Annotated in this window: 10 protein-coding genes and 2 pseudogenes; 5 read left to right on the top strand and 7 right to left on the bottom strand. The window is 72.0% G+C overall.

The features are described 5' to 3' along the window. Positions 1–98: 98 nt before the first annotated feature. The 5 genes from OHS71_RS11020 to OHS71_RS11040 form a co-directional block, all read right to left on the bottom strand. The gene (locus OHS71_RS11020; RefSeq protein ID WP_328479216.1) at positions 99–578 is read right to left on the bottom strand and encodes a DUF6099 family protein; all 480 of its coding nucleotides are present in this window, start codon (positions 576–578) and stop codon (positions 99–101) included. Between the two features lie 232 nt (positions 579–810). Then, the gene (locus OHS71_RS11025; protein ID WP_328479217.1) at positions 811–1,140 is read right to left on the bottom strand and encodes a nucleotide pyrophosphohydrolase; all 330 of its coding nucleotides are present in this window, start codon (positions 1,138–1,140) and stop codon (positions 811–813) included. Further along, the gene (locus OHS71_RS11030) at positions 1,137–2,432 is read right to left on the bottom strand and encodes an ATP-binding protein (protein WP_443046904.1); all 1,296 of its coding nucleotides are present in this window, start codon (positions 2,430–2,432) and stop codon (positions 1,137–1,139) included. The genes OHS71_RS11025 and OHS71_RS11030 overlap by 4 nt, the downstream gene beginning before the upstream one ends. Before the next feature lie 252 nt (positions 2,433–2,684). Next, entirely contained in the window at positions 2,685–3,074 is a 390-nt protein-coding gene (locus OHS71_RS11035) for a cell division protein SepF (RefSeq protein WP_328479219.1), read from the bottom strand. Between the two features lie 271 nt (positions 3,075–3,345). Beyond that, the gene (locus OHS71_RS11040) at positions 3,346–3,861 is read right to left on the bottom strand and encodes a YceI family protein (protein WP_328479220.1); all 516 of its coding nucleotides are present in this window, start codon (positions 3,859–3,861) and stop codon (positions 3,346–3,348) included. A 112-nt stretch (positions 3,862–3,973) separates the two neighbouring features. Here OHS71_RS11040 and OHS71_RS11045 point away from each other — a divergent pair. From OHS71_RS11045 to OHS71_RS11065, 5 genes and pseudogenes are all read left to right on the top strand, one after another. Continuing rightward, a pseudogene (locus OHS71_RS11045) lies at positions 3,974–4,465 on the top strand (MarR family winged helix-turn-helix transcriptional regulator); the annotation flags it as partial. A gap of 470 nt (positions 4,466–4,935) precedes the next feature. Continuing rightward, positions 4,936–5,352 carry an SseB family protein gene (locus OHS71_RS11050; RefSeq protein WP_328479221.1) on the top strand — a complete coding sequence of 139 codons (417 nt, stop codon included), beginning with the start codon at positions 4,936–4,938 and terminating at the stop codon, positions 5,350–5,352. Then, positions 5,349–6,005 carry a hypothetical protein gene (locus OHS71_RS11055; protein WP_328479222.1) on the top strand — a complete coding sequence of 219 codons (657 nt, stop codon included), beginning with the start codon at positions 5,349–5,351 and terminating at the stop codon, positions 6,003–6,005. Before OHS71_RS11050 ends, OHS71_RS11055 begins: the two co-directional genes overlap by 4 nt. A gap of 2 nt (positions 6,006–6,007) precedes the next feature. Further along, positions 6,008–10,783 (top strand): putative T7SS-secreted protein, encoded by a 4,776-nt coding sequence (locus OHS71_RS11060; protein ID WP_328479223.1) that lies wholly within the window; start codon positions 6,008–6,010, stop codon positions 10,781–10,783. Between the two features lie 32 nt (positions 10,784–10,815). Continuing rightward, positions 10,816–11,253, top strand: coding sequence for a hypothetical protein (locus OHS71_RS11065; RefSeq protein WP_328479224.1), 438 nt, complete (start codon positions 10,816–10,818; stop codon positions 11,251–11,253). Between the two features lie 169 nt (positions 11,254–11,422). Here the strand turns inward: OHS71_RS11065 and OHS71_RS41325 are convergent. After that, positions 11,423–11,614, bottom strand: a pseudogene (locus OHS71_RS41325) (hypothetical protein); the annotation flags it as partial. A gap of 579 nt (positions 11,615–12,193) precedes the next feature. Continuing rightward, positions 12,194–12,802, bottom strand: a complete 609-nt coding sequence (locus OHS71_RS11075) for a TetR/AcrR family transcriptional regulator (protein ID WP_328479225.1) — start codon at positions 12,800–12,802, stop codon at positions 12,194–12,196. Between the last annotated feature and the right edge of the window lie 17 nt (positions 12,803–12,819).

The following is a 12,819-nucleotide window of genomic DNA, read 5'->3' on the forward strand; positions in this document are numbered from 1 at the left end:
CGCCGTCCCCGGCCGGGTGAACGACGGGTGCGCCGCCCCGGGCACCGGCCCACCCGAGCACCGCTTCCCTCCCCGGGCACCGAGCGGGTCGCAGCTCCTCATCTCTCCGGCAGGGCGCCCTCTCTCTCCTCCCGTTCCTCCCTCGCCGCCAGCTTGCGCAACATCTCCAGGACCCGGTCCCTGGATTCGTCGGCCGCGTCGATGGCCTCCATGCACTTCCAGTACGTGCCCTGGTCGTCCGCCGAGCTCGCCAGGCCGACCAGGGCGATGCCGACCTCGCCCAGCAGACCGCTCAGGTCGAGCAGGGCGCAACGGGCGTCGTCCAGTTCGGTGAGGCGGGCGGCGAGCAGGTCCCCCGGGTCGAGATCCGGCGCACCCAGCACACCGCAGCCCCGTCCCGCCAGCTCGGTCAGCCCCAGCGCCTCGCCGCGCAGTTCGGGCGGGCCCGAGACGGCGAGACGACTGCCGATCGCCTGCGCCAGGGCCTGCGCCTGCCACACCTCCTGGAGGATTCCCGCTCCCTCGCCGCCGCCCGAAAGCGCGCGCCTGCTCGTCAGAATGAGCTGCACCGCGTCCATGCGCTGCCCCCGTCTGCCCCGACGCGCTGCCGCACGCCGCCCGAACACCCGTGTCCACCAGTCCACTACCCAGAGTGAGGGCGTGTGGGGCGAAAAGCCAGAGGAAGACCGAAATCTGTGGACAACAAATCGATTTCGGCCCGCCGGCCGACTGCGGAGAGTGAAGACGGAACGCGGCTCCCGCCCGAAGCAGCGGGGCGCCGGGGCGGGGAGAGGTGGCGCGTCGCCGCCGCTACGGTGCCGGGAACCTGTGCTCGTTGCGGTCGATCTTCGCGGCCAGCGCGGCCAGCGGATCGACGCCGAGCACCTCGCACAGTTGCAGCAGATAGGCGAGGACGTCGGCGACCTCGTCGGTGACCTGGTGCGCGGTGTCCGGGTCGTCCATCACGCGGGCCGACTCCTCCGGCGTCAACCACTGGAAGATCTCCACCAGTTCGGATGCCTCCACGCTGAGCGCGGCGACGAGGTTCTTGGGGGTGTGGAAGGGCTGCCAGTTCCGCGCGGCGGCGAACTCGGCCAGTCTGCGCTGAAGCTTCGCCACGTCGAGGTGTTGTTCCGTCACGGACCCAGGTGTACCACCGTCACCCCCTCCGTCCGGGCGGCCCCGTGCCCGTCGCTGACCGCACCGACACAGCGGATGTGCCCGCGCTCGGCCATCCGCACCGCCAGCCGCAGCAGTTCGGCCCGCTGCCGCACGTCGAGGCCCCGGTCGAGGCCGTCCGCGAGCAGGGTGAGGGTCTGCATCGCGGCGGGCACCTCGCCGGCCGGGTCCACGTCGAGGACGCCCGGGCCGGTGAGCAGCACCAGCGCGAGGGCGAGGTAGCGCAGTTCGCCGTATCCCAGCCGGGCCAGCTCCGTGCGGCTGCCGTCGGCGCGGTCGAGCAGCGCGCGGACCGTGCCGTCGGCCAGCGTCTCGGCGCGCAGGTCCACGACCGGTCCCGCCGATCCCGCGGACAGCGCCGCCACCAGTGCCGCGTGCCGTCTTCCACACTCCTCGCGGGTGCGCCACAGGACGTCGGCGAGGTTGTCGCATCCGGCGAGCAGCCGGCCGGAGCCGGTGGGGACGGGGACGCCCATCCAGTCGGGCTGCGGATCGCAGGCGAAGACGGACCGCAGGGCGACCACCATCTGTTCGGCGGCGGCCAGTACCTGCCGCTGCCCGTCGGTCCTGCCCGCCACGCGCAGCGGCAGCAGCGCGGTGCCGAGCCGGTCGTCGGGCAGCGGGGCGCGCGTCACCGGTGCGGAACCGCCGGTGTGCCAGGCGGCCTGTACCGTGCGCCGTCCGGGATCGCGCAGGGCCGTCTCCAGGAGCACGACGCCCGCGGCACTCAGCCGCTCCCCCACGATGCGCAGCTCGGGTTCGGCCTGCACGGCGACGTCGAGCCGGACCGGCCCGCCGGGCCCGTCGGCCGTGCATCCGATGCGGAAGCCCCGACGACGCTGGGCATCGGGCCGCGCCCCCTCGGGCACACACGCGACCGGATCGGCGAACACCTCCCCCAGCCGGGCCCCGCCCCCGAGCCGCGCCAGTGCCTCGTACGCCCGCAGCGCACTGCTCTTGCCGCTCCCGCTGGCCCCGACGAACAACGTGACCGCACCCAGCGGGAACCGGGCCCGCCGGTGCCCCGCGAAGGCGGAGAGCCGCAGTTCGGTGACGCACGGCCGGAGGTACTGCGCCCGGACGGACGGCGTGCCGGACGCGGGCGCGGGCGGGGTGTGCCGCTCCGCCCCGGACGACGCCTGTGCGGGCACGGTACGAGCGGCCGCGGGCACGGCACGAGCGGCTTCCCCGGGCGGCGCCCCGTCGGACGCGTGCGGGGGTAAGGGCAGGGGGGAGGGAAACGGCGAGGGCATATCCGGACGGTAGGACTCCGCCCGCCCGGCGAACCGTTCCGCCTGGAAAACCTTCCTACGATCGAGCGACCGCAGTCATGGCCCCGGGCGCCCGACGCGCCCCGGGGCCCCGGGGCGCGTCAGCGAAGCCCGGCGGGCCAGTACGAGGGTTGTCACCCTGGTCGCCCACCGCTCGGTGGGCCGCCGAGCGCCCGAGTGCTCGAGCGCCGCGGCGCCGGCCGCCCGGGAGACCGGCCGCCCGGCGGGGCCGGCTCAGGCCCCGGGAAGTCCCGCCCCCTCCATGATTCCGCTCACCTCGGTGCCCGGCGGGGTCAGCAGGAAGACATTGCGGTCGACCCGGTGCATGCCGCTGGCCAGGCCGAAGACGACCCCGGTGGAGAAGTCCAGGACACGCTTGGCGGTGTCGGTCTCCGCGCCTGTCAGGTCGAGCAGCACCGGAATGCCCGCCATCAGCGTCTCGGCCACCTCACGGGCGTCCGCGAAGACGTTGATCCGCAGCACGACGAACCGGCGCCGGGTCTCGGTCTCCGCGTCCGGGAGCGCGCGGTGGCCCACCGCAGACGGCCACGCGTCCCGGCCTCGCAAGGGAACAACCTGAGCGAGCCCTTCCCACTGTTCATCGGTGACGTCGTAACGGTTCACCGGCACCCCCCGAACTGACTCGCCTTCAATGCGTGCACCAGTCAATTCTTACGCCAAGTCACCCGTTCGGCCCAACAGCGACACGGACCGCCACGCTTTCCGGCACCGAGATGCGGCTTCACCTCACCGCACCACCGCCGTCGGTCCCTCGAAGTGCACCCCGTCCACGAGCGGGGCGTGGGCGAACCCCGCACACCTGGGCCGGCAACCTCCACCGCGTGCCGCCGCGGATCCGCCACCGGTTCACCGGCGCAGGTCCACGGGTCCCGCGTCAGGCGACCGCGCGCGTGAAGCGGAGCGTGGTGGTGATCGTCGTCAGACCGCCCATCATGCCGAGCTGGTTCGTGGTGATGCCGAACTCCTGCCGGTCCACGGTGAAGGTGGCGTCCAGGGTGACCGCGTCGGCGTCCGCCTGGGTCACGCGCGCGGTGACGGCCTGCGGCCGGCTGATGCCGTGCACGGTCAACTGGCCGGACATCCGCGCGGTCCCGTCGGCGCCGAGTTCGGAGGCGCGCAGCGCGAAGGTGATCTCGGGGTACTTGTCGACGTCGAAGAAGTCCGCACTGCGCAGGTGCGCGTCCCGCTTGGCGTTCTTGGTGTCGATCGAGGCCGCGTCCAGGGTCAGGGTGCCCGTGACGGTTCCGTCGGCGCTCACCTCGCCGCCGCCGCCGACGGTGGCGAAGACGCCCTTGACGGGGACCAGGCCCCACATCGACTTGTGCTTCAGGGCGACGGTGGAGGCGCCCGCGTCGAGCTGCCACAGTCCGGTTTCCACGGCGACGGTCATGGTCGTACTCCTTGATGTCCACGGCTGGTGAAGAGGGCACGGCCACGCTAGCCGGTAATCCAAATATGAACAACAGGGTCATGCAAATTTGGACAAGAGATATACTCGTGCCATGGCAGACCCCGCTGACAGCGCCGCCGACCTGCCCGCATGCCCGACGGCCCAGGGCGCCGGGACGGGTCTGCTGCCGCCCGAGCTACGCGGCTGGATGCTGCTCCTGGCCGCCACGGGGGCGGTGGAGCAGCGCTTGCGCTCGGTGGTGAAGGAGCGGCTCGACGTCTCGCACGACGAGTTCCTCGTCCTGTGCCTGCTTGCGGAGCAGCCCCGGGGCGGCCTGCGGATGACCCGCATCGCGGAGCTGCTGGGGCGGCCCAAGACCCGTCTGACCTACCAGATCGCCTGTCTCCAGCACGCCGGCCTCGTCACCCGCAAGTCGGTGTGCGGGGACAAGCGCGGGGTCGAGGTGGCCCTCACCGAGAAGGCCCGCGGCCTGCTCCAGGAGGCGTCCGGCACCCTGGCCGAAACGGTGACGGGGGCCCTGGCCCATGTCATGGGACCCGAACAGTGCGCAGCGATGGGCGGACTGATGCCGGGCGTCGCGCAGGCAGCGGAGCGGGCGCAGGCAGCGGCCACGGAGCAGGGAAAGCCAGGGGCAGCGCCAGAGTCGGGGGCCACGGAGCAGACGGAGGGGGCGGCGGCGGAGCCCACGGAACAGAAGGATGCGGAGGCAGGTGCGGGTGTGAAGGCGAAGGCGGAGGCAGCAGCCGTGGAGCCGGAGCCCGCCGCCGTCTCCGACTGAACCCGACGGCGACCGACCCCCTCGGCGGCCCGAACGTCCCGGGCCGGACCCTCGCCGACGACCCCCTCGACCGCCCCGCCCTCACCCTCGTCACCCCAAGACCCGGCGAGGAAGTTGGATGTCTCACGACACCGACCCCGTCATCGCCCGCGGTCTCGCCAAGCCGAGAAGCGCGCGGCCGCACCACCCCGGGCGAGCCTCACCAGAACCGCCCGCTCCCTCGTGCGCGTCCTGCTCTACGGTGCCATGAGTCGTCCGACGACCGGGGAGGATCCGTGCAGCAGCCGAAAGGGGCGCTCGCCGAGCGCATCGCCGAGCGGAGAAGCGGGGGCGGCGACCCTCGGGCGCTGATCGGCGAGATGCGACGCTCCGTCCTTCTCGTGCCGGTGGCCGACGGAGGCCTGTGGTCGGTGCGGTCGGGCGGGGTGCGGTGGATCTGCGGGTTCACCGACGAGGCCGCGCTGGCCCGGTTCGCCCTGCACCACGGGTCCGCTGATCAGCCCATGGACTACGCGGCACTGCTCGGCGCGCGCATCGTCGACGAGATCGTGCCCGCTCTGGGCGAGCCCGCCGGAGTGGCCGTCGACATCGCCACGCAGGAGGGGGCCATGTTCTTCCCGCCGGTCGTCGGCATCGTCGCGGAGGCGGTCGCCGTCGATGCCGGTCAGACGGAAGAGGGGATGCGGTCATGAGCGGTGAGGGACCGGACCTTCGGCTCGACAAGGCGTCCGTCGCCAGGTTCACACAGGGCGTGGGCGCGACGATCGACCAGCTCGGTGATCTCGGCGGCCCCACCGGCTCGGTGATGGGCAAGGGCTTCTCGGAGCTGGCGATGACCGGGATGGAGGCCGGACACCACGGCCTCTCGGTCGACTTCGAGGACTTCTGCGAACGCTGGGAGTGGGGTGTGCGCGCCCTGGTGAGCGACGCGAGCGCGCTCGCCGACCGCCTGGGCCTGGCGGCGGGCACCCAGTGGGAGCACGACCAGTACATCGCGGGGGCGCTCAAGGTGGGCGTCAACTCCGTGATGGGCGGCAACCCGCATGCCACCGAGGAGGAGATCGCCCGGCAGGACTGGGGCGACGTGTTCACGCCGGACTCGCTGAACCCCGACTGGAGCGCCGGGTCGTGGGACAAGGCCGGTCAGGACATGGAGCAGACCTGGAAGGACACCGGCCGCACGGTTCTCACCGAGGGCCAGGGCGGGCGGCAGTCGCAGGTGCTCAACGACGCTCTCGGCATCTCCGACGACCAGTGGGACCAGGCGCTGGACGACACCTTCGGCCCGTCGCCGGAGGAACGCGCGCAGCAGGCGCAGCAGCAGGGCGACTCCGGGGGTAACTGACAGTGGGTATCGGCGACTTCATCAGCGACATCACGCCCGACGCGGTCGAGGACGCGGTCGAGGACGGCGTCGAGTGGGCCGGCAACCGGGTGGAGGACGCCGGGAACTGGACCGCCGACCGGCTGGACGACGTCGGCTGGGAGTCCGGCGCGGACTGGGTACGCGAGCAGTCGCGTTCGGTCGCCAACCGCATGGGCGCCGAGGTCGACGAGATGGATCTTGGGCAGACCGAGGACAAGACCAAACTGATCTACGGCAGCGCAAGCAGGATCAACGCGACCGCCACCAAGCTCCGCGCGTTCCAGAAGGCCTTCGACAGCGCGGGCGAGGGTCTGAAGGGCCTCGACTCGTCCCGGCTCAAGGGGGAGACGGCCGAGGCGCTGCGCACGGCGGTGAGCACCCAGCCGCCCAAGTGGTTCACCGGTGCCGACGCCTGCACGAAGGCGGCCGGTGCGCTCGAGGCGTTCGCCGGCACCGTCACCTGGGCGCAGGGGCAGGCGCAGACGGCGATCGACAAGTGGAAGGAGGGCGTCAAGGCCTCCGAGGACGCCGCCGACGCCCACCGCAAGAAGGTCGACGCCTACAACGGCGCCGTCGACCGCTACAACGCCCAGCCCGCCGACAAGCGCGACCCGTCCACGCTCCCGCCCAAGCCGGCGGCGACGTTCGACGATCCCGGCCAGAAGCTGATGCAGGACGCCCAGGACCTGCTGGCCGAGGCCCGCAAGCAGCGGAACTCGGCGGCGGAGACCGCACGTTCCGCCGTGCGCGCCGCCCGCGACACAGCCCCGGATAAGCCGTCCTACGCCGAGCAGCTGAGGGACGGGACGGACGAGCTCCGGCTCATGCAGGACCACGTCGGCGGCGGCATCGTCAAGGGCACCGCGGGGATCCTCAATTTCGTTCGCGGCGTCAACCCCCTGGACCCGTACAACATCACGCACCCGGCCGAGTACGCCACGTCCCTGAACAGCCTGGCCGCCGGCCTGGTCGTCGCCGCCAACGATCCGGTCGGCACCGGCAAGCAGATGATCGGCGACTTCATGAAGGACCCGGCCGAGGGCTTCGGCCGGCTGATCCCCGACCTCGCCCTGACCGCGGCCACGGGTGGCGGTGGCGCGGCGGTGAAGGGTGTGCGGATCGCCGAGGAGGCCGCCGACGCCGCGCGGCTGCGCCGCCTGATCGACGACGCCCCGGACGGCACCCACCGCCGCCCGGACGGCGGGCGCACCACCGACGGCACCGACCCGGTGGATCTGGCCTCGGGCCGGATGTTCCTGCCCCAGACGGACGTGGAGCTGCCCGGCATCCTGCCGCTGGTCTTCACCCGCCGGACCGAGTCCGGTTGCACGGCCGGCCGCTTCCTGGGGACCGCCTGGACCTCGACCGTCGACGAGCGGCTCCAGATCGACGCGATCGGCGTCGTCCACGTCACCGCCGACGGGCTCCTGATCCCGTATCCGCATCCGGTCCCCGGCGCGCCCACCCGCCCGGAGACGGGCCGGGCCCGCACGCTGCTGGCCCGCGACGCCGACGGCGACTATATGGTCACCGATCCCGACAGCGGCCTGACGCGTCATTTCGCCGCTCCTCCCGGCACCGAGCCGGGCGGCGACGGCACGGCCTGGCTGTCGGCCGTCGCCGAACGCAACGGTCACGTGATCACCGTCGACCGCGGTGAGGGCGGCCTGCCGCTGGCCCTCGTCCACTCGGCGGGCCCCCAGGTGAACCTGGCCGTCACCGACGGCCTGGTCACCGCTCTGTCCCTGGCCGGCGCGGGCGGGAACGGTGCGGATCTGGCGCTGATGAGCTACGGCTACGAGGACGGCAACCTCACCACCGTCACCAAACCCTCGGGCGCCACCACCAGCTTCGTCTACGACGACCGCCGCCGCGTCATCGCCTGGATCGACTCCAACGCACACCGCTACGACTACGCCTACGACGACCGCGACCGGGTCGTCGCCGAAGGCGGCGAGGCCGGCCACATCCAGATCACCCTCACCTACACCGAGCCCGATGCCGGAACCGGTCACCGCACCACGACCCTGACCACCGCCCAGGGGCACACCACCCGCCACCTCATCGGCCCCGGCTGTCGCGTTCTCGCCACCACCGATCCACTGGGCCACGTCAACAGCTTCACCTACGACGCCCGTGGGAACCTCCTCACCCACACCGACCCGCTCGGCCGCACCCTCGCCCACACCTACGACGACAACGACCGCCTCGTCGCCGTGGTCCGCCCGGACGGCAGCCGCATCACGATGAAACCCGGCCCGTTCGGGAGGTACACGGACCTCCGGGCCCCGGACGGCAGCCGTTGGCTCCAGAGCTTCGACGCGCGCGGCAACCGGGTGGCGCTCACCGACCCGGCCGGCCACACCACCCATTACACCTACGACGCTCGCGGATGCCCGACGTCGGTCACCGACGCGCTGGGAGCCGTCACGACGGTCCGTTGCGACGCCATGGGGCTGCCCGCGCGGGTCGTCGACCCGGCCGGCGCGACCACCGAGGTTCAGCGCGACGCCCTCGGACACGCACGACGGGTCACCGACCCCACAGGGGGCGTCACGTGTCTCGAGTGGGACGCGGACGGCAATCTGGTCCGCCGGGAGGCCCCGGACGGCGCCACCGAGTCGTGGACCTACGACGGCGAGGGCAACCGCCTCACCCACACCGACCCGATCGGCGGGGTGTCCCGGTTCGAGTACACCCACTTCGACCTGGTGGCGGCCCGCGAGCACCCGAACGGAGCCCGGTACGAGTTCGGGTACGACGCCGCCCTGCGGCTCGTCGAGGTCGGCAACCCGCAAGGCGCACGCTGGAGTTACCGGTACGACGCGGCCGGCCGCATGGTCTCGGAGACCGACTTCGACGGCCGGACCCTCGACTACCGTCTCGACTCCGCCGGACAGCTCGTCTCCCGGACCGACGCGCTCGGCAACGTCATCTCCTTCGAGCGGGACCGACTCGGCCAGGTGACGCGGAAGGACGCCGCGGGCCAGGTGACCACCTACGGCTACGACGGGGCCGGAAGGCTGCTTCAGGCGTCCGGCCCGGACAGCGAACTCGTCTACGTGTACGACCGCCGGGGCCGGGTCAAGTCCGAGCTCGTCGACGGCCGCGCCATCAGCTACGCGTACAACGCCGTGGGCCGCCGCACCCGCCGTACCACTCCCACCGGTCATGTGACCACCTACGCGTACGACGCCGGCGGCCGTCCCGAGCGCCTGACCACCGGGGGGTCCCCGGTCGTCTTCACCCAGGATGCCGCGGGCCGTGAAACGGCTCGTGTCTTCGGGGACTTCGCCGACGCCCTCACCATCACCTCGGCCTGGGACGAGGCCGGGCGGCTCTCCGCCAGCCACCTGACCGTCGCCGGCCGCACCCTCGGCAGCCGCGCCTACTCCTACCGCCCGGACGGCCACCTCAGCTCGGTCAGCGACCTCCTGTCGGGCACCCGCACCTTCGACCTGGACCCGGCCGGCCGGGTCACCGCCGTCCACGCGCAGGGCTGGACGGAGCGGTACGCCTACGACGCCGACGGCAACCTGACCGAGGCGTTCTGGCCCGCGTCCCATCCCGGCAACGAGGCCACCGGCCCGCGAACCTACGCGGGAACGGCGATCACCCGCGCCGGAGCCGTCCGCTTCGAACACGACGCCCTCGGCCGCATCACCCTGCGGCAGAAGACCCGCCCGTCCCGCAAACCGGACACCTGGCGCTACACATGGGACGCCGAGAACCGGCTCACGTCGGTGATCACCCCCGACGCGACCCGTTGGCGCTACCGCTACGACCCGCTGGGCCGCCGCGTCGCCAAGCAGCGTCTTGCGGACGACGACAGCGTGGTCGAGGAGACCCGGTTCGCCTGGGACGGCATGACCCTCTGCGAGCAGACCCTTCACCACCCGGACCTGCCGAACGCGGTCGCCCTCACCTGGGACCACCGGTCCGGCGTTCCCCTCTCGCAGACCGAGCGCATCCTCACGGCGGACGCCCGTCAGGACGAGGTGGACCGGCGCTTCTTCGCCATCGTCACCGATCTCGTCGGCACGCCCACCGAGTTGATCGGCCAGGACGGCGACATCGCCTGGCGCACCCGCGCCACCCTCTGGGGCACCACCGCCTGGAGCAGTTCCAGCACGGCCTACACCCCGCTCCGCTTCCCCGGTCAGTACCACGACCCGGAAACCGGCCTGCACTACAACGTGTTCCGGCACTACGACCCCGAGACGGCGCGATACCTCACCCCGGACCCTCTCGGGCTCGCTCCCGCGCCCAACCCCGCCACCTACGTCCACAACCCGCACACCGGGTCCGACCCCCTCGGTCTCAGTCCGTATCCGCGTGGCGAGAAGGGCAATCCGTTCGACAACCGTGCGGATGCGGAGAAGGCCGCGTTCGACCTCGCCGGTGTCCCTTACGGCGAGGAACCCATCGCCGAGTGGGTGGTCACGGGGGACAAGCAACTGAAGCACGTACCCGGACACATCTACTCACCGGATCCGGCGCACTGGGGAAATTTCCGGCAGTTCGAGACGGACAGCGGCTCGCGGGTGGTGGTCGAGCACACCAACGATCCGGCAGGCCCGCACTTCCACGCCGGCAAACCCAAGATCGACGACACCCGGAACCTGGTCAACTTCGGCTGGGACAACGCAAGGGTTCAGCGGCCCGACGGCAGCCTCGGCTATCCGGAGTCCATGGAGAGATACGGCAAGATAAACAAACCGGGTGGCGACCATCACCTGTTCTACGGGGGTGGCTGAATGGCCGGAGAACCGATGAAAGGTCAGGAATCGTGACGGACCGGCAGACACCGGAGTGGCTGGACGTCCTCGGGCGGTGCGGGCTCGAGGTGACGGGGGAACCGGCGACCGACGGCCCGCCCGTGACCGCCGCCATCCAGGCGGTCAGCGGGTTCGAGGTGGAACCGGTCGCCAGGGTCCCCGCCTCGGCCCCGCAGGCCGCCGAGGCACTGGACGAGGCCTGGCATCACCATGCCGCCCGGGTCTCGCTCTGCGGGGAGAACGGGGAGTTCCTCGTCCTCCCGCCCGTACCCGGCGGCAGCAGGATCGGCTGGGTACGCGTGAAGGACCCGGTCGGCACGAATCTCCCGTCCCGTGTCTGCGCGGTGACGGGTTCCCCGGAGTTCTTGGCCGCGTCGGTCGACGGGCGCCACCTGTGTGCCGCCTCCGTCGAGGAATCCGACTACTGGGTGGTGGTGCACGAGTTCTGAGACCACAGCGGCCACCTGAAGAGCACGTCACGGGTGGAGGGCTTGGCGAAGGACGCCTGCGCCGGGCCGGAGAAGGTGAGCCGGTGGTCCCTGACCCGGCCGGTGAAGGTGCCCGCGCGTTCGTCCTGACGACGAGGTTCTTGTCGCGGTAGGTCTGCCAGACCTTGTCGATGTAGTGGTCGAAGTAGTGCTGGGGGAACAGACCGGCGTCGAGGCCGTGGCTCGGGGCGATGATGCGCCGGTTCCCGATGACGAGCCGCGAGAAGTCCGGGTGGTTCCGCAGGGCGTGGAAGACCTGTGCGCGGCCGCCGGCGCGCAGTCGCCGAGGCCGGCTGGTCAACTCCGCGCGGGACGTGGGCATCCGGCTGACCGGGCCGCAGGGCACGATCTCGGCGGGCCCGCAGCCCGATCCCTACCCCCCACTGCCCCGCAACGCCCCGGACCCCGTCAGCGTGCCCTCCGGCGGCCAGGACTGGCTCGTCCTGTCGCTGCGCGTCGGTGCCGCGAAAGAGGGCACCACGCCGAACCTGTGGCTGCTGTCACCGGACACCGCCGAGGACGAACTGGCCCTGGTACGCGGGCGGTTGCTGACCGGAGCACTGTTGGCCGCGGCACTCGCCGGAGTGGCCGCCTGGGCCATCGCCGCCAGAGCGGTGCTTCCGCTACGACGGCTCCAGCGGCGGACCAGCCGTCTCGACCCGCGGACCAGCAGCGTACGTCCGGAACACACGCCGACCCGGATCGCCGAGGTGGACGACGGCCTGACTCTGGTCGCCCAGCAGGTCGCCCTGCACCAGGGCCGGATCACCGTGTCGGACCACCCTGACGGAGGGCCTGGCACCCCCGCGCCCCGCCACCGGAGGGCCGGTCCTGCCGGAGCCCGTGCCGGGCACGCCGACCGCGGACCGTTCGAACCGCCTTTGGCAGGTGATCGAGGAGGTCAGCTGAAGAGGATGCCCCGCAGTACCCGCGCGAGGTGTTCGGTGAGCTGGTCGGACGGCATCGAAGCGAGAGGCTCGGTCCGTGCGATGTACCGGTTGAACGCCACCCCGATCATCTGCGTCCCCACGAGCGCCACGCGGGTGTCCAGGTCGTCGCCGGGGGCAGCGGTCCCACCGGGTGACAGGACGGACCGGTAGACGGCGGTGCTGTGCTCCTGCATCGCGCGCAGGAGGTCCGACGCGGCACGCTGGTCGGACGCGGCGCTGCGCAGCAGGGCGATCAGCGGATCGTTGACGGCGTCGGTCTCCAGCCGCCGTACGAAGGCACGGGCGATCCGGTCGGGCAGCGTGGCGGGGTCACCGGCCGCGACGTCCTCCAGGTCGCGATTGCCCGGCATCGCCGCGAGGAACAGCCTTTCCTTGGAGGCGAAGTGACGGGTGATCAGGCCGTGTGTGACGCCTGCCCGGCCGGCGATCTCACGGAGGGTCGTACGGGCGTATCCGCGCTCGGCGAAGGCCTGGCGGGCCGCCTCGATGATGGCCGCCCGGTGTCCCTCGGGATCCCGGCGCCTGCGTGGCTGCTCGGACACCGGCTCTGCGTCGTTCACGGCACCTCCTTCATGTG

The sequence above is a fragment of the Streptomyces sp. NBC_00377 genome, assembly GCF_036075115.1.
GTDB lineage: Bacteria > Actinomycetota > Actinomycetes > Streptomycetales > Streptomycetaceae > Streptomyces.